Origin of the sequence: Shewanella sp. Shew256 (assembly GCF_002196695.1) — a bacterium.
Lineage (GTDB): Bacteria > Pseudomonadota > Gammaproteobacteria > Enterobacterales > Shewanellaceae > Shewanella > Shewanella mangrovisoli.
The window spans coordinates 512446-533121 of sequence record NZ_NAJR01000001.1 but is presented as its reverse complement, the minus strand read 5'-3'; the positions used below and the strand labels follow the sequence as shown (position 1 = coordinate 533121).

The window sequence follows — 20676 nt, the reverse complement described above, 5'->3', positions numbered from 1 at the left end:
ATGCGTCCATTTACTGTAAAACTGCTCCTAGGAGCACTCGCCCTCATCAGTACCCATGCTAATGCAGAGAAGGTATTACTCGATGCCCATTGGAATGTCATCAAGGATGAGAAAAAAGCGCTGTACTATTTTGAGCAACCCGTTGATCTGACTGATGGCTACTATAAGGTCGAGGTTTACTACAAAGAACAGAATAGGCTTTTCTGCTCAACGGCCATCGCCGATAAAAATATCGGTAAGGCACTCACTAGCGAGCAATTTCGCGGGCCTTATCAATGTTACTTCGACGATGGAAACCCCTACGAACAGGGCTTTCGCAACAGGCAAGGTCAGCTCGATGGCCTAATCAAAAAGTACATTGCCACGGGCCAGTTATATACTGAGTCGCACTATGAAAATGGTGTAAAACAAGGCCAAGAAACGGGTTATTGGAATGGCGGCAATATCCGCAACAAAACCACCTATAAAGATGGCCAAGCCGTCGGTATCAGCGAAAATTTTAGTCCCGAAGGTGAAGTCACCGCCAAAATCTGCCATGACCCCACCTGTGTCAGCCAATATTTTAATCTAGGCAAACTCAACCGTGAGGAGCATAAGGTTGATGGCCTACTGCAAGGCACAGAGACCACTTGGGGGCTGAATGGACAAGTTATCTCCACCCAAGAGTGGTTTAAGGATAAAAAACACGGCGACTACTTTAGCTATTTTGACAATGGCAAGGTAGAGCAGCACTTTCAGTATCAACAGAATTATAAGGTCGGTGAGCAGCTCACTTATTTTGAAAATGGCCAGCTCAAATTAAAGGAAGTCACCAACGATAAGGGCGATGTCATCCAGGCTATCGAATACGATGACAAGGGTGAGATTAAACGCACCGTCGACAGCAAATACCAAGGTAATCGCTGGGTTTATCGCAAACAGCAGCGCTATCGCGACGGCCAATTGATTGAGACTCACGAAGAGGACAAACTCAAAAACGGGTCGCTCTCTGAAACCTTTAAAAAAGGCTTGTTAATCGAGCGCCAGGAGCGACTCGATAAGCAGTTGAATGGCTTACAGATCAAATCCTTCGACTACAACGATGTCATCACTCTCACCCGTGAATATTATCAGGCGGGTAAGCGTGAAGGCGCCTATGAGACAGTGAAAATAGAGCCAGCCACAGGCAAAAGTCAGCTGGTAGAGCAAGGTCAGTATGCCAAGGATAAACAAGCAGGCACTTGGAAGAAATATCAGGACGACGCCACCCTCACCTATAGCCACGATGATAATGGTGAGCTCCACGGTGAATACCTCAACAAGGCCAACTCAGGCCAGTTGCTTGAATCCATACACTTTAAACACGGCAAACCCGATGGTTTAGTCCAGCGTTACGCCAGTAATGGCCAAGTGTATGAAAAAGGCGAATATCGTAATGACCTGCGCCAAGGCGATTGGGTATTCACCGATAACGAATTCCAATATCGCCCAAGGCCGAATCCTGAAAGACGCTCTTGGCATGGTCGTTTTGAGCAGGGTAAGCAAGTCGGTCATTGGGAACTGCGCACACCCGAGGATTATGTGCTCGAAATTGCTAACTATGACGACCAAGGTAACTTGCATGGTAAGCAATACCAGTTTGAGAATAATGGCTCGATACAGGTCATTAATCATTACAATCACGGTCAGTTTTTAAATCAGGAAACACCACCGCCCGTCTTACCCGTTGAAGATAGTGTGTTTCCCTTTTATTAACTCAAGCCTGTGGCTGTAAGCTGTTTAGCTTAACGCCATTCGCGTAAACTAACGCGCTGTGCACTCGGCCAAAGTGCACTGCATTAACGTATTATAAACGTTAGGATTCTTATACTGGCCGCCATTGTGCGGCCCTAAGACCCAGAGCAAAGGATCAGCATGTACAACACGCCATTTCGCCTTATTAGCCTCGCCATTGCCGCAACTAGCCTAGTCGGCGTCCATGCACAGGCGGCGCAAAACCTCTCCTCCATGATGATCGAAATTCGCCAGCAGGACGGCATTCCCAGCTATTACAATCTTGCCACTGGCATGCCCTTAAATGGCGACATTGCCATTGTCCGCGATAACCAAGGTTATACCTTAGGGCAATTTTCGCAGGGGATACCGAATGGGAAATGGCAGGTTTTTCATAGTAATAACAGCCGAATCGTCGAAGGTAACTATCAACTGGGTTACCAAGATGGCACCTGGCGACTGTTCGACTTAGATGGCGCCCTAACCGAGGAGCAGCAATTTGCCAAAGGAGTTCCGGTTGGCGAATGGAAGGAATTTAGCGCCACGGGCAATGTCAACCAAAGCACCCTCTATCAAAATGGCCAAAAGTCCCAGGTAAAACGTTTCTTCCCGAGTGGCAAATTACAGGCGCAAGAGAGCTACCTCGATAACCTTCGCCACGGTAAATGGGAAAGCTTTTATGAAAACGGCACCCTCTCCCAAAGCCAGACCTACGCCAATAACCAACTCTCTGGCCCCTATCTCGAGCAAAATGCCGAGGGCCAAGTGGTCGTTAATGGCCGCTTCGATGCCGACGGCCGCCGCCAAGGTCTATGGGAAACCTTTTTCGACGATGGCACTAAGGCCAGTGCCAGCCAATTTAATCTCGATAAACTCGAGGGGGAAGAACGCACCTTTTATCCCAGTGGCGAACTAGCAAGCCTGTGCCACTATCAGGCGGGACTTCGCCACGGTAAGTGTCAGCAATTCAATGAACTGGGCAAACTCCAAGTGGAGGAGCAATACCTCAACGATGTGCTAGAGGGGCGTCAGCAGTATTTTAACCTCGAGGGCGTACTGACCAGCGATTTGAACTACAAGCAGGATATGCTCGCTGGCACGCAAAAGTATTTCCATTCCAACGGCCAACTTAAAGAGCTGCGAACCTATCAAGACTCGCAACTGGCCGATAATGGTCAATATCCGTTGCATGGCCCCTCTGAGCGTTATGATACGGACGGTAATCTTATCGAAAAAAGCAGCTACAACATGGGCTTAAAGGATGGATTATTTGAGCGTTATAACGGCGGTAAACTGCAAACCGCAGAGGTGTGGAAGCTAGGTCAAAGGGATGGAGAGTTCCGTCGTTACCACACCAATGGCCAGCTACGCAGCTTAGATGTGTATGTTGATGGCAAACTCACTGGCCGCTCCGAATCCTACTATGAGGATGGCTCGGTGAATGAACGAGGTGAGCGCATCGAAGGCGCTTGGGTCGGTAAGTACGAGTCCTTTTACGACAATGGCAAGCCCAGAGAACTCGCCCACTACGCCCGCACGAAAGCGGATAACAGCAATAGCTATCCCCTCGATGGCCACTTTAGTCGTTGGTACTACAATGGCGATCTCAATGAGGAAGGAGATTATCAAAACGGCGTTAAAGAGGGACTGTGGATCCAATATCAACAGGGGCAAAAACAGAAAGAACAGAGCTTTGTTAACGGCAAACTCAATGGCGACTACGCCGAATATTATCAAGGTCGCCGCCGCGTCACTGGCCAATATGAGGATAATCAAAAAACCGGTCTCTGGATTGATTACCGCTACGAAGCCAAAGACCCAACCTACGGTGCAATCCCCGAGGGCAATATCAGCCAGAAAACCCATTGGAAGGACAATAAACGCCATGGCACCAGCGAGTACTACAGCTTTAAGCAAGTGGTTTATCGCTTAGAAACCTATGATAACAATGATAAAACTGGCACCTATGCCGAATATTATCCTAACAATGGCCAGCTCAAACTCAGCGGCACTATGGATAAAGGCAAGCAAACGGGTCTGTGGGAAAGCTGGTATGAGGATGGCATTTTAGCCGCCAGCAGCGAGTTTTTAGATAACCAACAACAGGGCAGCAGCAAAGAGTATTACAGCAATGGTCAGCTCAAATTCGAAGCCCAATACACTAAAGGCGAGCTCGACGGCGAGCGCAGGGAATACCACCAAAATGGTAAACCTAAACTGACTGAAACTTGGTTAAAAGGCCAGAAGGAAGGCGATGCCAGCTATTACCACACCAATGGCAAACTGGCCGAACAGGGGAGCTTTTTACGGGATCGCAAGGAAGGTTTGTGGCAACAATTTTGGCCCAATGGCGAAAAACGCAGTGAGGGTAGCTATATTGCCGATCGCCAAGCGGGGGACTGGAATAATTACGATCAGCTCGGCAAGTTGATCAATACCGAGCACCATGGCTAAGACATTGCTTTAGCTTGCATGCAGTTTGCCTAGTTTGTGACTCGCAAAATCGGCTAAGTCAAAGGTATTAACCGAGAACTGTGGTTTTGAATAAAAAAGCGATCTCGCTCAAAAATTTATGCCTAACCCCAAATCTAAAGGATTATTCATGCAAAGTGTGCCATAACCAATGTCTATACTAACGGCCTTTTTCCGCTTTGGATCAACTGCCTATGAAGACATTTATCAAAGACGAATTTGCCCTGCTGCTCGGAATACTCACGTTAGTATTCTTTAAAACAGGTGGCGATAGCTTGCTGGCCGATGGCACGGCACTCTCAACTTATATTCCCGTTTCACTCGCCCTACTCGGAGTAGTGACTTGGGCGATTTTCTCCGTGGTGCGTCACTCAGACGCGCTTGCCATCAAGCTCGGTGACCCCTATGGCACCTTGATTTTAACCCTGTCGGTGATTTCGCTCGAAGTCGTGATGATTTCTTCGGTGATGTTAACGGGCGAGCCAAACCCCGTGATGGCAAGGGATACCATGTTTGCCGTGGTAATGTTAATTATCAACGGTTTAGTTGGCTTCACGCTGCTGCTTGGCGGTTGGCGCTATCATACCCAGCACTTTAATTTGGATGGGGTGAAATCCTATTTAGTGGCGATAATTTCCCTCGCCCTGCTCTGTTTAGTGCTACCTAACTTTACCGAGGGCGGCACCATTGGCAGCATGTCTAAGCCTATGTCTTGGATGCTGATCATCATCTCGATTTTGCTCTATGGCATCTTTTTAGTGATCCAAACCAAGAGCCATAGCCACTTCTTTGTCGATGCCGACCATGAGGACCACGAAGAGCATCACGGCATACTGCGCAGCAATATCTACCACACAGTGCTGTTGATTGGTTATTTGCTAGTGGTGATTCTGCTCGCCAAAACCCTTGCGATGCCCATTAATTACAGCGTGGCCGCTCTCGGGGCGCCGCCAGCACTGGGTGGCTTTATTGTCGCCTGTTTGATCTTATCGCCAGAGGCCGTAGGTGGCTTTAAGGCTGCACTCAACAATCAACTGCAGCGGGCGATGAACCTCTATTTTGGTTCAGTACTCGCCACTATTGCGCTTACCGTACCCGCGGTGTTGATTATTGGCTCTCTTATCGACCAAGAAGTCCACCTAGGCCTATCTGCAGCGGATATGGTGCTATTGGCCACCAGTTTAATGGTCTGCAAAGTCAGTTTTAGCAGCGGTCGAACCAATGCACTCCATGGGGCGACCCATATAGTGCTGTTTATCGTGTACCTCTTCCTGATGTTTGAGCACGCCTAAATACCGCTTACATTCAATAGTAAACCCCATTAGCCGAGGATTTTCCTCGGCTTTTTATTGACCTGATGTTACACCTTGTTTGGGCGTAGCAAGCTCCCAAGCAGCAGTCCACAACCTAAACAGCCAAGGTGCGCGGCATTATCCACGCCGCCAAAGAGTCCCATCACAAGACTTGCAGTAACGAATAGGGTTAGATTCAGGGCGAGCGGCATATTGTCCGCCAAGGGCAATAAACCCAACCATATCCAGATGATCAACACCCCAAATAGCCCCATGATGGCGCCCGAGGCACCTATGCTGATCGTCGCCTCATACCAGCCAATGCTGGCCATGCTCGCCACTAAGCCACAGCACAAATAAACCCAGAGTAAACGCCATTTGCCCAGCAGTGGCTCCAAAAACATCCCAGCAAAAAACAACCCGTATAAGTTAAAGACTAAATGCATCAGGCCGCCGTGCAAAAACACATTACTGATTAAACGCCAGACTTGCTGCTCAAGCACCAACTGACGAAGATTTGCCCCCCAATCGAGTAACACACTGTTTGGTAAGGCGATAAGGTGCTGGCTGGCAAAGGCCATCAATACAAATATCAAGGTGTTGATATAGAGCAAGATAGGCGTGATAACAAAGCCCTGCCGAGGTTTTAATTCGGCCAAAAAGCCATAGAGCTCTGCCTTAGGTTTTTCCATACTCAGCTGCGCAGCCAAGGGCTTAGACGCCTGCGTCTCATCCAGTTTTAGCATCAGACTCATCAACAACCACAGAATGGCCCCAAAGCTTAACCAAGCAATAATCCACGCCAATTTATGGCCATTACGCGCCTCGAAGGGTTGATTCACAGGCATTAAGACGGTTTGGTAAGCATCGAAATACACAGTACTTTTTTGGGCTGCTGTGAGTAGCTGAGTGTAGCGGCTCGACGGGCCAATACGGTCCAGATAGACAAAGTCATCCGGGTTTAAGCCATTAAACTCCTGCTGACTCTGATGAATAAACTCCTGAAATAGCGATTCTTTTTCATGCTGTTCGAGTCGATTGCTGATCGTTTTCTCATAAACTTTGCCATACCATGCCAAGGCCTTAGCACCGACCCGCCAACTCTCATTACGTTTAGCGAAAATCGGCATCGCAATATACAGGCTCATGCGCAGCTCACTGTTGCCCTTACCTATGGGCTCAATATTACGCTGCACGCCTATGTGTTTTTTATCGATATAAAACTGATTTAATTGGTAATACTTGGTCTGCGGCTGGTGCAATAGTGCATTGATGGACTCGAGTTGAGTCAACTTGCCCGTTGCGCTATTAAGGTATTCCTGCGCCACGATAGTAGGCACGGCCAGCAAAAGCACGGCAATCACAAAATAGATAAAACGGCTATTACTCTTGGTAAAGCGGAATAACTTAAGCCGAGGTCTTAAATAGAAAAACAGCAAGGGCCAAGGCAATAACAGCGGCAGCCAGAAATTGATAATCGATTCGTCAATGCTCAGCAGTTGGAACTCGATAATCAACAACCAATGGAGCAAGCTGTAGCCTGAGACAAATAGCAGGCAGAGCAGCATAAAGGGCACATAGATCAACTGGAGTTTTTTTAAGATTAACGCCACACGCATATCATCCTTGAGAGAAAAATCCCGCCCATGATACGGCGTATCACCACACAACGCACCCTTAGCGGGATGATTGCTTGAATTTTAGTTAAGCCAATCAATCCTCTACAACAAAGGACTAGGGCGTGTTGACGTTTCGAGATTAAATTTTGTTCGTTCTGGCAAGCACGTGCTCGCGAAACGAGGAATGATGTGTAGTTATTCTACTCAAATGACGAGTGACAAAGAGCAAGGGCTTGCCAGGCGAACCCTTCGGGCAGCATTTGGCTGGCTTTTCTGCCGCGTTATCGTCCGTTTATGTAGAATAACTACACTGCACGGACTTTGCCTTGCATAAAAGCCAGCCACATTGCTGCAAAAATAACCCTGAAACGTCAACACGCCCTAGGCAAATACCAATAAAAAGGCCAGAACGATTCTGGCCTTTTTGTTGAGTGGATAAGCAACTAACGCCTGCTTAGGTCTCACTGACTTTGGCAAACTGCTGCTGGCTGCGCTGCTTTTTATACTGCTTAGCTTCGGCAGGGATCGGAGTCACTTTGCCGGTTTCTAACCAGTTACGTAAACGGTTGGCATCCGCCATATGGGTGTATTTACCATAGGCATCGAGCACCACAAAGGCCACTTGGCGTTTCGCCATTTCGGTACGCATCACTAAACAATGGCCAGCCTCATTGGTAAAGCCAGTTTTAGTGAGGTGAATATTCCAGTTATCTTTGTAAACCAAACGGTTAGTGTTTCTAAAGTCGAGGCTGTACTTAGGTTTGCCAAAGGTGACGGTTTTCTTTTCGGTCGAGCTTAACTGACCTAACATGGGATAACCTTCGCTGGCCTTGAGTAACACCACTAGATCGCGGGCACTCGAAACGTTTTTCTCGGACAACCCAGTAGGCTCCACATAGCGAGTATTCTTCATGCCTAGAGCTTTTGCCTTAGCATTCATCGCCTTAATAAAAGCCTTATGACCACCGGGATAATGGTGGGCAAGACTCGCCGCAGCACGGTTTTCTGATGACATTAATGTCAGCAATAACATATCCTTACGGCTAATTTCACTGCCGATACGCACTCGAGAATACACACCGCGCATTTCCTTAGTGTCGTTGATATTGATGGCAAGCTTTTCATCCATAGGCAACTTAGCGTCTAAGGTTACCATGGCGGTCATCAGCTTAGTCACAGAAGCAATCGGCCTTACGGCATCGGGATTACTAGAATAGAGAATTTCATTGGTTTTTAGATCCACCACCAGCGCACTATTGGCGGCCACTTCCTGCTGTTTTACAGGGGCTTTTTTCGCCGTGGCGGTGCTTTTTGTAGTGACAGAGGCCGAATCGGCAGAATGCGCTGTCGCGGCAACAGTTAAACTGCTGCATACCAAGATAAAACTACCAAGCAGAGAAGGGATCTTCATGTAGATTTCACTGAGTCGTTAAATAAGTCGAATGTGCTACGCACAAGGTTGAAGCTAAGTATAAGAGGTCTGTGGAAAAAGGAATAGAATCCCCATCGACTTTTATCAGTAATATCAGCACTTTTTAGCCTAAATTTGCGGAAATTTTCTGAATTTTCATTCACTAAAAATTTCGTTAATTAAGTACTTAATACCAATAAAAATTCAATCAGTAATTATCAATACTAAAAACAATGTCATTTTCAGTATGACCATCCAAACAACTGCGATTAGGAGAGACTTTTTAGTTGTTACTCGTTAGCTATCAGACGAATCGCTAAGTCAATAAATGCCTCAAATCGAGAAGGCAAAGGCCGAGTGTTTTTATGCACTAAATACAGCGACTCCTGCACTTTTTGCTCAAGTTCTACCGCCCATAGACTCTCCCTAGGTATAAAGGCGTTAACCGTAGTTAAAGGAAGCACAGTAAAACCAATGCCTTTAGCGACTGGCAGTAAGATTTGATTGAGCTGATTAACATAACCCCTGCGAGGGATCTGCTGGGCTATGCTACTGGAGTATCGCTTACTCCCACGGGCAGTGCGTGTCGCTTCAGCGTCGCCAAAATTGGCCCTGAGGACTTGCTGCAGATAATATTGTCCATCGGGATGATCAATAAAACCAATATGTTCAAGGCGTTCTTTGTCTAACGGCATACTTTGATACTGGCTTGGCAGCACTAAGGCTAACTCCGCATAGCCTATGGCTTGATAACTGAGTTCAGCGTCATCTGTGCGCTTAGTGACTATGCCCACATCGAGCTGGTTATTTAAAATACCCGACACTATGCGTTGGTTCGGCGCCGCCTCTAGCATCACATTCAAACTGGGATACTGAATTTGTCTCTCTAGAAAATGCGGATAGAGCAAACTTGCTATCGCCCCCGAGCAGCCAAAACGGCACTCACCAATATAGGGTTCGTCTGTTTGCAATCGCGCTAACAGCTCAGTTTCGGCTTGTCGATACTCACGGGCATGTTGATAGAGAATGCTGCCCGCTTCTGTCAACTCAAAACGCTTGCCCTGTCGCAGTATCAGGGACACACCCACTTGTTCTTCCAACTTTTTAATATGTTGGCTAACGCCTGGTTGAGTCATAAACAACTTTTTAGCCGTCAGGGTAAAGTGCCCGACCTCAATCAGGGTCACGAAGGTCTGTAGCCATTGTTGATTCAGCATATGCACTCTCTATCGATCATTTCGCCCACCAATAATAAACAAAAATTATCAAAATAAGAAAATTTGATAATTTTTAATTGTTAATAGAACACCATAAACTGACTCCATCGCCACTGAAGCTGTGATGATTCGGCTTTTGGGCACATTACATTCGCACTAGGAGTTAATATGAATACACCTTATCCACGCACCTTTTCGCATATTGGTATTTCGGTCCCCGATCTCGAGGCAGCGGTTAAGTTTTACACTGAGGTACTCGGCTGGTATCTGATCATGCCGCCAACTGAAATTATTGAAGACAACTCGGCTATCGGTGAGATGTGCACCGATGTATTTGGTCCTAATTGGGGTTCTTTTAAAATTGCTCATTTATCGACGGGCGACCGAATTGGCGTCGAGCTATTCCAATTCGCGAATCAAGTAAACCCTGAGAACAACTTTGAATATTGGAAAACCGGCGTATTCCATTTCTGCGTGCAAGATCCCAACCTTGAAGAACTTGCCAAAAAAATTGTCGCCGCTGGCGGTAAGAAACGTATGAAGGAACCGAGATATTACTATCCGGGCGAGAAACCCTATCGCATGATTTATATGGAAGATCCCTTTGGCAATATCCTCGAAATATATAGCCATAGCTATGAGCTACATTATGCCAGCGGCGCCTATCAATAAGTCACCACTAAAGAAGTTGTCCATATCATTTCATATTAGGTTGACCAAGATGTGATATTGGTATGGACGACTCAATAGCTCAAATAGAAACCAGTAGAAGATTCCCCCAACCACAGCACCTCTCACCAAGATCACAAAAATACACATTCCATCAATTTAAGCTACAAACCAATGGCTCATTGATACAACTTAAGTTATATTTCGCCACATCAGGAATAGTACGTTTAGCTTACTGATTTAAAAACATTTTCAGACTGGCAATTAACCGTATGCGGTAACCTTTACTCGTGTCAGGATGATGTTTTTTCTCCCTACGTAACACTATTCCTGATAACGAGTTGATGTTTACAGTGGACACCACTGGTTTTTATTATTTCAAAATTAGGGATTGATGATGTTAAAAAAACTGCTTACGCCAATATTGACTGCTTGCCTATTCCTTTCTGGCTGCGCAACAGTACCAATGGCCTCAAAAGAAGAAGATGCAAAATTAAAAACATTCCAAAAACCAGCAGACAATAAAAGTGGTATTTATGTTTACCGTAATAGCTTTGTTGGACAGGCACTAAAGAAAAATATCTATATTAACGGTGATCTCATTGGAGAGTCGGCTAACAAAGTTTATTTCTTTAAGGAAGTTGAGCCGGGTGAACAAATGTTGTCGACTGAATCTGAGTTCAGCGAAAACAATTTAACCGTAAAAACCGAAGGAGGTAAAAATTACTTCTTCGAGCAATATATCAAGATGGGTGTCTTTGTTGGTGGAGCAGGATTAAAAGCGGTTTCGGATACCGAAGGCATGAAAAACGTTCAAGAATGTAAACTGGCGAAGTAGTCATTATTTATTCTTTGGCCAATAAAAAACCAGCCATTAGGCTGGTTTTTTATTGTTCGCTAAATGCTGGAGTTGGTGTTAAATCAACAACTCCAATCAGGCTTAGGCCTGTGGGCGCATCGCTGGGAACAGGATCACGTCACGGATAGTGTGAGTGTTAGTGAATAACATCACTAAACGGTCGATACCGATACCTTGACCCGCTGTTGGTGGTAAACCGTGTTCCAGTGCAGTGATGTAGTCTGCATCGTAGAACATGGCTTCATCGTCACCCGCGTCTTTCGCATCAACCTGCGCTTTAAAGCGGCTGTCTTGGTCTTCAGCATCGTTTAACTCGCTGAAACCGTTAGCTACTTCACGGCCACCGATGAAGAATTCAAAGCGGTCGGTGATGAAGTGATTGTCATCGTTACGACGTGCCAGTGGCGAAATGTCCGCTGGGTAGCCAGTGATGAAAGTCGGTTGCATTAACTGCCATTCAGCAGTTTCACCGAAGATTTCTTCTAATAGCTGACCACAGGTCCAGAACTTCTCGATCTTGATGCCTAAGCTGATAGCCAGTTCACGCATGAATTCAAGATCTTTCACTTGCTCGTAGGTCATGGCTTGGATAGTCGCGTTGTCAGGATTGTACTTCTGAATCGCTTCTAACATGCTTAAACGGGCATATGGGCCACCGAAATCAACAGTGTGCTCGCCGTATGGCATTTGCGCGCTGCCTAACAGTTCAATCGCGATAGAGCTTAACAGTTCTTCGGTTAAGTCCATCAGATCTTTGTAGTCTGCATAGGCCATATAGAATTCCATCATAGTGAATTCAGGGTTATGGCGTGGTGACAGACCTTCGTTACGGAAGTTACGGTTGATTTCGAACACACGCTCAAAACCACCTACCACTAAACGCTTGAGGTATAACTCTGGCGCGATACGAAGGTACATTGGCATGTCCAGCGCATTGTGGTGAGTGATAAATGGACGGGCTGAAGCGCCGCCTGGGATCACGTGCATCATTGGGGTTTCAACTTCCATGAACTCTTTTTTGATCATGAAGTTACGGATAGCAGCAACCACTTTTGAACGCATGACGAAGGCTTGACGAGATTCTTCATTAACGATTAAGTCCACATAACGTTGGCGGTAACGGGTTTCTTGGTCGGTTAAGCCGTGGAATTTTTCTGGCAGAGGACGCAGTGCTTTAGTCAGCAGTTGGTACTCTTCCATGTTCACGTATAGATCGCCTTTACCAGACAAGTGCAACTGACCGGTTACGCCGATGATGTCACCGATATCCAGACCTTGGTAACGGTCTTTCAGATCCGCTTGAACGCCCTTTTCAGCGTAAGCTTGGATACGACCAGACACGTCTTGGATCACCAGGAATGGGCCACGTTTTGCCATGATACGGCCAGCGATGCTGGTTTTAAAACCTAAGGCTTCGAGTTCTTCCTTAGTGTTTTGACCGTATTTTTCCTGCAACTCAGCCGCTTTGTGGGTGCGACGGAAAGTATTAGGGTGAGCATTAGCGCTGCAGTTCGGGCGAATGCTTTCTAGCTTGGCACGACGCTCGGCAATCAGTTTGTTTTCATCTTGTACTTGTTCAGTCATCTTATTTCTCGTCTATACCTTTGAATTAATTACAGCCCTGATTTCAAACTGGCTTCGATAAACTTGTCCAGATCGCCATCGAGTACCGCTTGGGTATTGCGCGTCTCCACGCTAGTGCGTAAGTCTTTAATACGGGAATCATCCAATACATAAGAACGGATCTGGCTGCCCCAACCGATGTCAGATTTGGCATCTTCGGCGGCTTGCTTTTCCGCATTTTGCTTATGCATTTCTAATTCGAACAGTTTGGCTTTTAACTGCTTCATCGCCGAATCTTTGTTCTTGTGCTGTGAACGGTCGTTCTGGCACTGCACTACCGTGTTGGTCGGTAAGTGGGTAATACGTACCGCAGATTCGGTTCGGTTAACGTGCTGACCACCCGCACCCGAGGCGCGGTATACGTCGATACGTAAGTCAGCAGGATTGATATCGATGGTGATATCGTCATCAATCTCTGGGTAAACGAATACCGAGCAGAAAGAAGTATGGCGGCGGCCCGATGAGTCGAATGGCGATTTACGCACTAAACGGTGCACGCCCGTCTCGGTACGTAACCAACCGAAAGCATACTCACCGGTGAATTTAATGGTCGCGCCCTTAATGCCGGCGACGTCACCATCGGTGACTTCCATCAGCTCAGGGCTGAATCCGTGGGCTTCGCCCCAGCGCAGGTACATACGCAGTACCATGTTGGCCCAGTCCTGTGCCTCAGTACCGCCACTGCCCGATTGAATGTCTAAGTAACAATCGGAGGCATCATGTTGACCAGAGAACATACGGCGGAATTCGAGTTCGGCCAAACGGCTCTCTAAATAATCCAGCTCTTTGGTGGTTTCATTGAAGGTGTCTTCGTCTTCTTCTTCGATGGCAAGTTCTAGCAGACCTTCAACGTCTTCTAGACCTGCGTCCATATCATCGATAGTTTTGACAACGGCTTCGAGGCTGGCGCGCTCTTTACCTAGGGCTTGAGCACGTTCTGGCTCGTTCCACACCTCAGAACTTTCAAGTTCACGGCTGACTTCTTCTAGACGCTCATGCTTAGCATCGTAGTCAAAGATACCCCCTAAGAAGCTGCGTACGCTCGGCAAGCTCCTTAATTTTGAATTTTACTGGATTAACTTCAAACATGGATTTTCAACTTCGCTTTATTTTTGCCGTTTCAATGGATTTTCCATCAAAGGAGGCGGCGATTAACAGTATTTGCAACCGCGCATTTTAACCTAACAACGGCAGTAAACCTAGGGCGTGTTGACACTTCAGGGCGATTTTATCAGCCTAAAAAGCACCGCTGGCGCCAGCAGATTAACAGACAAAGCCGAGTTAAGACTGTGATCCTACATGAAATAACCCGTTTAACGCCTCTATCAAACATAAATTTGAGCAAGCTAAACAGTGATAATCACTAAAAACCTCAAAGGATTAAGCTAGATACAGATAAATCAAATATAAAACACCAAGCAAATCACAACTTTCCACCAGCAAACCCTCATCAGCGCACAGTCTGATACGGGTTTGTGATGACAACGGCAATTTAGCGTCAAACTTCCCCCGCCCATAAGCGTCTTCTAAAGCGCTCTAGTTATACTCAAACCCACCTTAAGCCTGCCGCTTTACGCCAATGCAGCAAGCACCCTACAAATATAAAAGGCCTTGGGATGATAGAACTTAAAATCGACAATCACAGCGTCACGGCCGAGCCGAACGATAACCTATTACAGGCGGCCCGTAAGGCGGGCATAGCCATTCCGAGCCTGTGCGATCCAACGGATGCGACACGGCAATTGGGCACAGCTCCTAACGCCGATAAACAGGACTGCAACCTCTGCCTAGTGCAAATTGAAAACATCGATGCCAGCCTGCGCTGTGTTAAAGCCTGTGAAACGCCCGCCGAACAGGGCATGAAGGTCATCACCCAATCGGCATATTTGACCAAACAGCGCCAAGCTGCATTGAGCACAATTTTAAGTGACCACTTTGCCGATTGTGAGGCGCCCTGCCAACAGGCTTGCCCCGCGGGCGTTGATGTGCAAAGTTACCTGTACCACATTGCCCAAGGCGACCATACCCAAGCCATTAAAGTCATTAAAGACACCCTGCCGCTACCGCTGTCGATTGGCCGAGTCTGCCCCGCGTTTTGCGAGAGCGAATGCCGCCGCGGCCTCGTCGATGACCCCATTGCCATTCGTCAACTTAAGCGCCACGCCGCCGATTTAGACTTGGCCGACGATGAACAAGGTGGCAGTTATCAACCACCACGCCTTGCAGACACAGGTAAGAAAATTGCCATTATTGGCGCGGGCCCAGCGGGCTTAAGCGCGGGTTATTACCTGTCAAACCAAGGGCATAATGTTGAGATATTTGAAGCCATGCCCAAGGCGGGTGGCTGGCTGCGCTACGGGATCCCCGAATACCGTTTACCTAAGGCGATTCTCGATAAAGAAATCGAGCTGCTGTGCCGTAATGGGTTAACCATTCATACCGATACTCGCCTCGGCCATGAAATTCACTTAGCCCAGCTGGTCGCCGATTTCGACGCTGTGTGCCTCGCCATCGGCGCCCAAAAAGCGGTACCGATGAACTACAAAGGCTCAGCGCTTGCGGGCTGTTACCTTGGGGTGGATTTTCTTAAGGACCATTGCCTCGACAAACAATTGAAGTTGGGAAAAAAAGTCGCCGTGATTGGCGGCGGCAACACCGCCATCGACTGCGCCCGCACCGCGGTGCGTGAAGGTTGCGATGTCACCTTAATCTACCGCCGTACCCGCGCCGAAATGCCCGCCGAAGCCTACGAAGTACACGAGGCCGAAGTCGAAGGCGTAAAATTTCATTTTTTAACCAATCCCATTGAAAATCATGGCGATGCCAATGGACAGGTAGAAGCTGTCACCTTCAGCAAAATGGCGCTCGGTGAAGCCGATACCTCGGGCAGACGCGCGCCAGTAGACACAGGAGAAACCTTTACCGAGGCCTTCGATACCGTTATCGCCGCCGTCTCCCAAGCGCCGGATCTGAGTTTTATGCAGGATCCTATGGGGCAACTCAGCCAGGGTGAACTGGCGCTGAGCCGCTGGAACACGCTAATTGGTTGTGAGCAAACCATGTCATCGGGAGTCGAAAAACTGTTTGTGATGGGCGATGCCCGCCGTGGCCCCGCGACCGCCGTAGCCGCGATTGGCGATGGCCGCAAAGCGGCAATCGCTATTGATAAGATGCTAAAAATAGGCCTTAGCTGCGATTTACATGCCCATGAGTTTAACTCGGTCAAAACCATTCCCAGCGCCCTCATTCCAAGTACCCTTAAGCAAACCGAAACAAGCTCAAAAGCAGGGTCAACGCTTTATCCCCATACGCCGCGTCAGCCCCGCCTGAAGATGCCCGAACTCACGGCGCTGCAACGGCTGCTGAATTACAGTGAAGTTGAGCTAGGTTTTCCCGCCGATGCAGCCATGCAAGAGGCGGCACGTTGTCTCGAGTGCGCCTGTCAGGCCAATACCGACTGTAAGCTGAGGGATTACGCCACGGATTACGGTGTCGAGGCCAAAAGCTTAGCCACTGAAAATGCACGGCATTTCAGTGTGGATAAGAGTGCGCCCTTTATTCAATTCGATGCCAACCGCTGTATTAGCTGCGGTAAGTGCGTCGATGTGTGTCAGCAGCAGAGTGGCCACTGCGCGATTCAATTTGCGAATGACTCCTACCAAGCACTGCCACAGAGCATCAGTTCTACTGAAGAACGAAGAGCCCCCAGAGTCGGCTTTAGTGCAAGCATGGCCGATAGCCACTGCGTGCAATGTGGTAACTGTGTACAGGTTTGTCCGACGGGTGCACTGGTCGATGCCCGAGATAAACGCCAAGGCGATAGCACAGAGTTAAAAACCGCCTCGACGATTTGTACTTACTGCGGCGTGGGCTGTCGTCTAGATCTTAAAATCGACCCCAACGCCAATCGCATTCGCCATATCGAAGGCAATAAGGACTCGGTCGTTAACCAAGGCATGCTGTGCGTTAAGGGACGTTTTGGCTTCGATTTTATTCACAGCGACAAACGCCTCACTACGCCACTGATCCGTAAAAACGGCGAGCTACAACCGAGTAGCTGGCCCGAAGCCATCGCCTATGTGGCAAAACGCTTAACCGAGATAAAACAAAAAGATGGCAGCAATGCCCTCGCCAGTCTCGCCTCGGCCAAGGCCACCAACGAAGATAACTTTGTGCTGCAAAAGTTTGTCCGCAGCGTTCTTGGCACCAACAATATCGATCACTGCGCCCGCCTCTGCCATTCATCGACGGTAACAGGCTTGCAACAGAGTATTGGTAGCGGCGCCATGACTAATGATATTCCGAGCATTAAGGACTCGGACGTCATCTTTATTTTAGGTTCGGATACCACCTGCGCCCATCCGATTATCGCCTCAAAAATCCAGCAGGCGGTGATGCAGCACGGCGCGCGTTTACTGGTCGCCGATCCGAAGCGGGTTGGCATTGCCGAAAAGGCCGAGCTGTATGTCGCCCATAGGCCGGGCACGGATGTGATGCTACTCAACGCCATTATGGCGGAAATTATTCGCCACGATTGGCAGGATAAAGCCTATATCGCCCAGCGCACCGAAGGCATTGAGGCCCTCTATGCAGAGTTAGCCAAGGACGATTATTCCCTCGAAAACGCAGCGCTTATCACGGGCGTAAAAGCCGAAGACATTGCCCGCCTCGCGCGTACCATAGGCACGGCCGAAAAGACCGCGGTTTACTACGCCATGGGCATCACTCAGCATACGACGGGGCACGATAATGTCACCGCCATCTCTAATTTACAGTTACTTTGCGGCAATATTGGTGTGTCAGGCGCGGGCATTAACCCACTTCGCGGCCAGAGCAATGTCCAAGGTGCCTGCGATATGGGCGCCCTACCCAACTATTTTACCGGTTACCAAAAGGTCACGGATCTTCATGCCAGAATGCGTTTCGAAAACCATTGGCAAACGCCGTTATCGGGGGAAATTGGCGTCACTGCAACCCATATGATGCACGATATTGCCAAGAGCAAAATTAAAGCCTTGTATGTGATGGGTGAGAATCCCGTGCTCAGCGACCCCGACCAAGCCCATGTGCTTAATGCATTGAGCCAAATCGAGTTTCTGGTGGTTCAGGATATCTTTTTAACCGAAACGGCCGAGCTTGCCCATGTGGTCTTGCCCGCCGCCGCATTCGTGGAAAAACGCGGTCACTTTACCAATACCGAACGTCGAGTGCAGCGGCTCGAGCAGGCACTCGCCACACCGGGCGAAGCCTTACCCGATTGGCAGATAGTACAAGCCGTCGCTAATGCCATGGGCGCTAACTGGAACTATGCCAACGAAGAGGCCATCTGGCGCGAAATCAACGAGCTTACTCCGCAGTATCGTGGCATTCGCTGGGACAGATTAAGTGCCGATGCCGAAGGTCAAATCTCCCAAGGGATTCAATGGCCCTGTCCGGATGAAACCCATCCCGGAACGCCGATTATGCATCAGAGCCAATTCACTCGAGGCTTAGGCTTATTTACGCCTGTCAGTTATCGCCTTCCCACCGAGATGCCCTGCAACGAGTATCCGCTAACGCTGTCAACGGGGCGGCTGTTGGAGCAGTTCCACACGGGCACACTCACCCGTAAGACACCAGGGCTGGATTTACTCGGCGCGCCTAAGGTGATGATTTCGGTTTATGATGCGGAGCAACTGGGGATAAACAATGGCGATAAACTTCGCCTCACTACCCGCCGCGGAGAGATTGAAATCGATGCCTTTGTGACTAAACGCGCCCAAGCAGGTGTACTGTTCCTGCCGTTCCATTTTGTGGAAGCGGCGGCGAATAAGCTCACTATCAATGCCTTAGATCCTGTGGCTTATATTCCCGAATATAAGGTCTGTGCGGTCAGGGCTGAAAAGGTAGCTGCAAGCGTGAGTGAACCAGCTTAAGACTTACGCAGCTAGCCCCGCAAGGGATAGACCCATCGCTGGATATAAAAAACGGGAGACATTGTCTCCCGTTTTTATTCGCGAATTTAATTAACTTGTTTAATTAGATGAGTTAAATCTTAAACTGCCCCACCAATTTACCGAGGTTAATCCCTTCCTGAGACACGGTTTGACTCACCTTGGCCGCATCTTCACTGGAATGCAGTAGCTCGTTAACGATCTCTTGGATGGCATAAACGTTACGGTTGATTTCTTCGGTCACAGAGCTTTGCTCGGTCGCCGCCGTCGCAATTTGAGTACTCATATCATTAATCGCGGTCACCGCCGATGTCACAGAGCCTAAGCTCTCGGAAATAGCGCGGGAAGAATCCACCGAACGCACGCAGCTCTGCTGGCTCTCGTCCATGGTTTTAACTGCGACCGAGACTAACTTATGTAGCTCAGAGAGCATTTCGTTGATTTCTAAGGTACTCGCCTGAGTACGGCTGGCAAGATTACGCACTTCATCGGCCACCACGGCAAAACCACGGCCCTGTTCACCGGCGCGGGCCGCTTCAATCGCCGCGTTAAGGGCCAGCAGGTTAGTTTGCTCGGCAATGCCGCCAATCACAGACAACACACTGTTAATCTTTTGCGATTGCTCGCTTAAGGATTTAATACTGCCCGCAGCATTGTTGATTTGCGACATGAGTCCGGCAATCTCTTCGAGCGAGGCATCGACGCAGCGCTGGGCATTGGCCACATCCCCTGTAGCGGCTTGAGTCGCCTCGGCCACTTGGGTGGTATTTTGTGCCACTTCACTCGCGGTGGACGACATCTCGGTAATGGCCGTCACCACTTGGTCTGTCTCGTTGTTATGGCTCAGCAGCTGGCTCGACATCACTTTGGTTTGGTCGTGAATCGCATTGGCGGCGGATTTCACCTTAGCCGTTGCATTGGCCACATCGCCGATAATGGTTTGCAGCTTATCGACGAATAAGTTAAAGGCTTGACCTAACTGAGCAATTTCATCCTCGCCCTTCACGCTTAAGCGTTTAGTTAAGTCACCTTCACCCTTAGCAATATCATTCAAACTGTCCGCCATATTCTTAATCGGCACCACCATACGATGGGCGGCGACCATGATGATAAAGGCCGTGATCCCCGTCAGCACTAAGGCAATTAATAGGATCATGAAGGACTTATCGGCCATTTGTTCGGTCACGGTTTGGCGGTAATCCTCGACTACGGCTTCGATATCGTCGATATAAGCCCCTGTACCTAGCATCCAGTCAGTACCTGGAACCATCATCACATAGCTAATCTTCTCGATTTGCTCGTTAGTATTAGGCTTTTGATAGTAATAGGAAAAGTTACCGTCGCCGCGTTTGGCCGCATCCAGCAAACCGACGATGATCTTAGTACCGCGAGGGTCGGTCATATCGATTTTGTTTTGCCCTTCGAGATTAGGCATTAAGGCGTGGAAAATGTTTTTGCCTTGGGAATCATAAATAAAGAAATAACCCGCGCTGCCAAAACGAATATCACGCAGAGCTTGGTTCACATTGCCTTGGTCTTTCAATGACAGTTGATATTGCACGATCCCTGCAGCAATTTCGGTCGCTTCTTTGATTTGTTGCTTACGTTCGCCCACCAATTTCGTTCTAAAGGTCACCACTTCTTCCGCGAGAGATTCCTGCTCGACGTAGTAGGAAACGGTCATCAGCACTAATAAGGTCAAGATTAGGGGGAACAAAGACAACAGCAGTAGTTTATTACGCAGGCTTAAATTCGACATGCTTGCTTACTCCAAGGTGATCGAGCTTATATTTTTTTATATTTTTGAAGTATAGCCAAAACAGTGCAAC

12 protein-coding genes are annotated in these 20676 nt (G+C 48.3%); 6 read left to right on the top strand and 6 right to left on the bottom strand.

What is annotated here, in order from left to right; all coding sequences use genetic code 11:
* From B5P39_RS02250 to B5P39_RS02240, 3 genes are all read left to right on the top strand, one after another.
* Positions 1-1734, top strand: a complete 1734-nt coding sequence (locus tag B5P39_RS02250; protein ID WP_088210300.1) for a toxin-antitoxin system YwqK family antitoxin — start codon at positions 1-3, stop codon at positions 1732-1734.
* A 159-nt stretch (positions 1735-1893) separates the two neighbouring features.
* The gene (locus B5P39_RS02245) at positions 1894-4206 is read left to right on the top strand and encodes a toxin-antitoxin system YwqK family antitoxin (RefSeq protein ID WP_088210299.1); all 2313 of its coding nucleotides are present in this window, start codon (positions 1894-1896) and stop codon (positions 4204-4206) included.
* 212 nt (positions 4207-4418) lie between these two features.
* Complete coding sequence (locus B5P39_RS02240; protein ID WP_088210298.1) at positions 4419-5516, top strand: calcium:proton antiporter; 1098 nt, start codon at positions 4419-4421, stop codon at positions 5514-5516.
* Positions 5517-5584: 68 nt separating this feature from the next.
* Here B5P39_RS02240 and B5P39_RS02235 read toward each other — a convergent pair whose 3' ends face one another.
* The 3 genes from B5P39_RS02235 to B5P39_RS02225 all read right to left on the bottom strand — a co-directional run bounded on the left by B5P39_RS02235 (position 5585) and on the right by B5P39_RS02225 (position 9763).
* Complete coding sequence (locus B5P39_RS02235) at positions 5585-7135, bottom strand: rhomboid family intramembrane serine protease (RefSeq protein WP_088210297.1); 1551 nt, start codon at positions 7133-7135, stop codon at positions 5585-5587.
* A 454-nt stretch (positions 7136-7589) separates the two neighbouring features.
* Positions 7590-8546, bottom strand: a complete 957-nt coding sequence (pbpG, locus tag B5P39_RS02230; protein ID WP_011718099.1) for a D-alanyl-D-alanine endopeptidase — start codon at positions 8544-8546, stop codon at positions 7590-7592.
* Between the two features lie 290 nt (positions 8547-8836).
* On the bottom strand, positions 8837-9763 hold the full coding sequence (locus tag B5P39_RS02225) for a LysR family transcriptional regulator (RefSeq protein ID WP_088210296.1): 927 nt from the start codon (positions 9761-9763) through the stop codon (positions 8837-8839).
* 168 nt (positions 9764-9931) lie between these two features.
* Between B5P39_RS02225 and B5P39_RS02220 the strand changes: the two genes are divergently transcribed.
* Together B5P39_RS02220 and B5P39_RS02215 are read left to right on the top strand one after the other, a co-directional pair.
* The gene (locus B5P39_RS02220) at positions 9932-10435 is read left to right on the top strand and encodes a lactoylglutathione lyase family protein (RefSeq protein WP_088210295.1); all 504 of its coding nucleotides are present in this window, start codon (positions 9932-9934) and stop codon (positions 10433-10435) included.
* 394 nt (positions 10436-10829) lie between these two features.
* Positions 10830-11270 carry a DUF2846 domain-containing protein gene (locus B5P39_RS02215; protein WP_088210294.1) on the top strand — a complete coding sequence of 147 codons (441 nt, stop codon included), beginning with the start codon at positions 10830-10832 and terminating at the stop codon, positions 11268-11270.
* A gap of 102 nt (positions 11271-11372) precedes the next feature.
* Here the strand turns inward: B5P39_RS02215 and lysS are convergent, their stop codons facing one another.
* Together lysS and prfB are read right to left on the bottom strand one after the other, a co-directional pair.
* A complete protein-coding gene (gene lysS, locus B5P39_RS02210; RefSeq protein WP_011621622.1) occupies positions 11373-12875 on the bottom strand; it encodes a lysine--tRNA ligase in 1503 nt (500 codons plus the stop codon).
* Between the two features lie 29 nt (positions 12876-12904).
* A protein-coding gene (prfB, locus tag B5P39_RS02205) for a peptide chain release factor 2 (protein WP_161629216.1) occupies positions 12905-14003 on the bottom strand; the annotation gives its coding sequence in 2 pieces (ribosomal slippage) (positions 12905-13927 and positions 13929-14003; 1098 coding nt in all).
* A 527-nt stretch (positions 14004-14530) separates the two neighbouring features.
* Between prfB and fdhF the strand changes: the two genes are divergently transcribed.
* Positions 14531-18829: a formate dehydrogenase subunit alpha gene (fdhF, locus tag B5P39_RS02200; protein WP_088210293.1), complete on the top strand. Its 4299-nt coding sequence runs from the start codon at positions 14531-14533 to the stop codon at positions 18827-18829.
* A gap of 112 nt (positions 18830-18941) precedes the next feature.
* On the opposite strand, the gene B5P39_RS02195 is transcribed toward fdhF, so the two are convergent.
* Positions 18942-20606 (bottom strand): methyl-accepting chemotaxis protein, encoded by a 1665-nt coding sequence (locus B5P39_RS02195; protein ID WP_011718105.1) that lies wholly within the window; start codon positions 20604-20606, stop codon positions 18942-18944.
* Positions 20607-20676 lie beyond the last annotated feature (70 nt).

Excerpts from the sequence above, each read along its gene's own strand:
- B5P39_RS02225 (WP_088210296.1), bottom strand. The coding sequence starts at position 9,763 with ATGCTGAATCAACAATGGCTACAGACCTTCGTGACCCTGATTGAGGTC.
- pbpG (WP_011718099.1), bottom strand. The coding sequence starts at position 8,546 with ATGAAGATCCCTTCTCTGCTTGGTAGTTTTATCTTGGTATGCAGCAGT.
- B5P39_RS02240 (WP_088210298.1), top strand. The coding sequence starts at position 4,419 with ATGAAGACATTTATCAAAGACGAATTTGCCCTGCTGCTCGGAATACTC.
- B5P39_RS02235 (WP_088210297.1), bottom strand. The coding sequence starts at position 7,135 with ATGCGTGTGGCGTTAATCTTAAAAAAACTCCAGTTGATCTATGTGCCC.
- B5P39_RS02250 (WP_088210300.1), top strand. The coding sequence starts at position 1 with ATGCGTCCATTTACTGTAAAACTGCTCCTAGGAGCACTCGCCCTCATC.
- lysS (WP_011621622.1), bottom strand. The coding sequence starts at position 12,875 with ATGACTGAACAAGTACAAGATGAAAACAAACTGATTGCCGAGCGTCGT.
- B5P39_RS02215 (WP_088210294.1), top strand. The coding sequence starts at position 10,830 with ATGTTAAAAAAACTGCTTACGCCAATATTGACTGCTTGCCTATTCCTT.
- B5P39_RS02220 (WP_088210295.1), top strand. The coding sequence starts at position 9,932 with ATGAATACACCTTATCCACGCACCTTTTCGCATATTGGTATTTCGGTC.
- B5P39_RS02245 (WP_088210299.1), top strand. The coding sequence starts at position 1,894 with ATGTACAACACGCCATTTCGCCTTATTAGCCTCGCCATTGCCGCAACT.
- B5P39_RS02195 (WP_011718105.1), bottom strand. The coding sequence starts at position 20,606 with ATGTCGAATTTAAGCCTGCGTAATAAACTACTGCTGTTGTCTTTGTTC.
- fdhF (WP_088210293.1), top strand. The coding sequence starts at position 14,531 with ATGATAGAACTTAAAATCGACAATCACAGCGTCACGGCCGAGCCGAAC.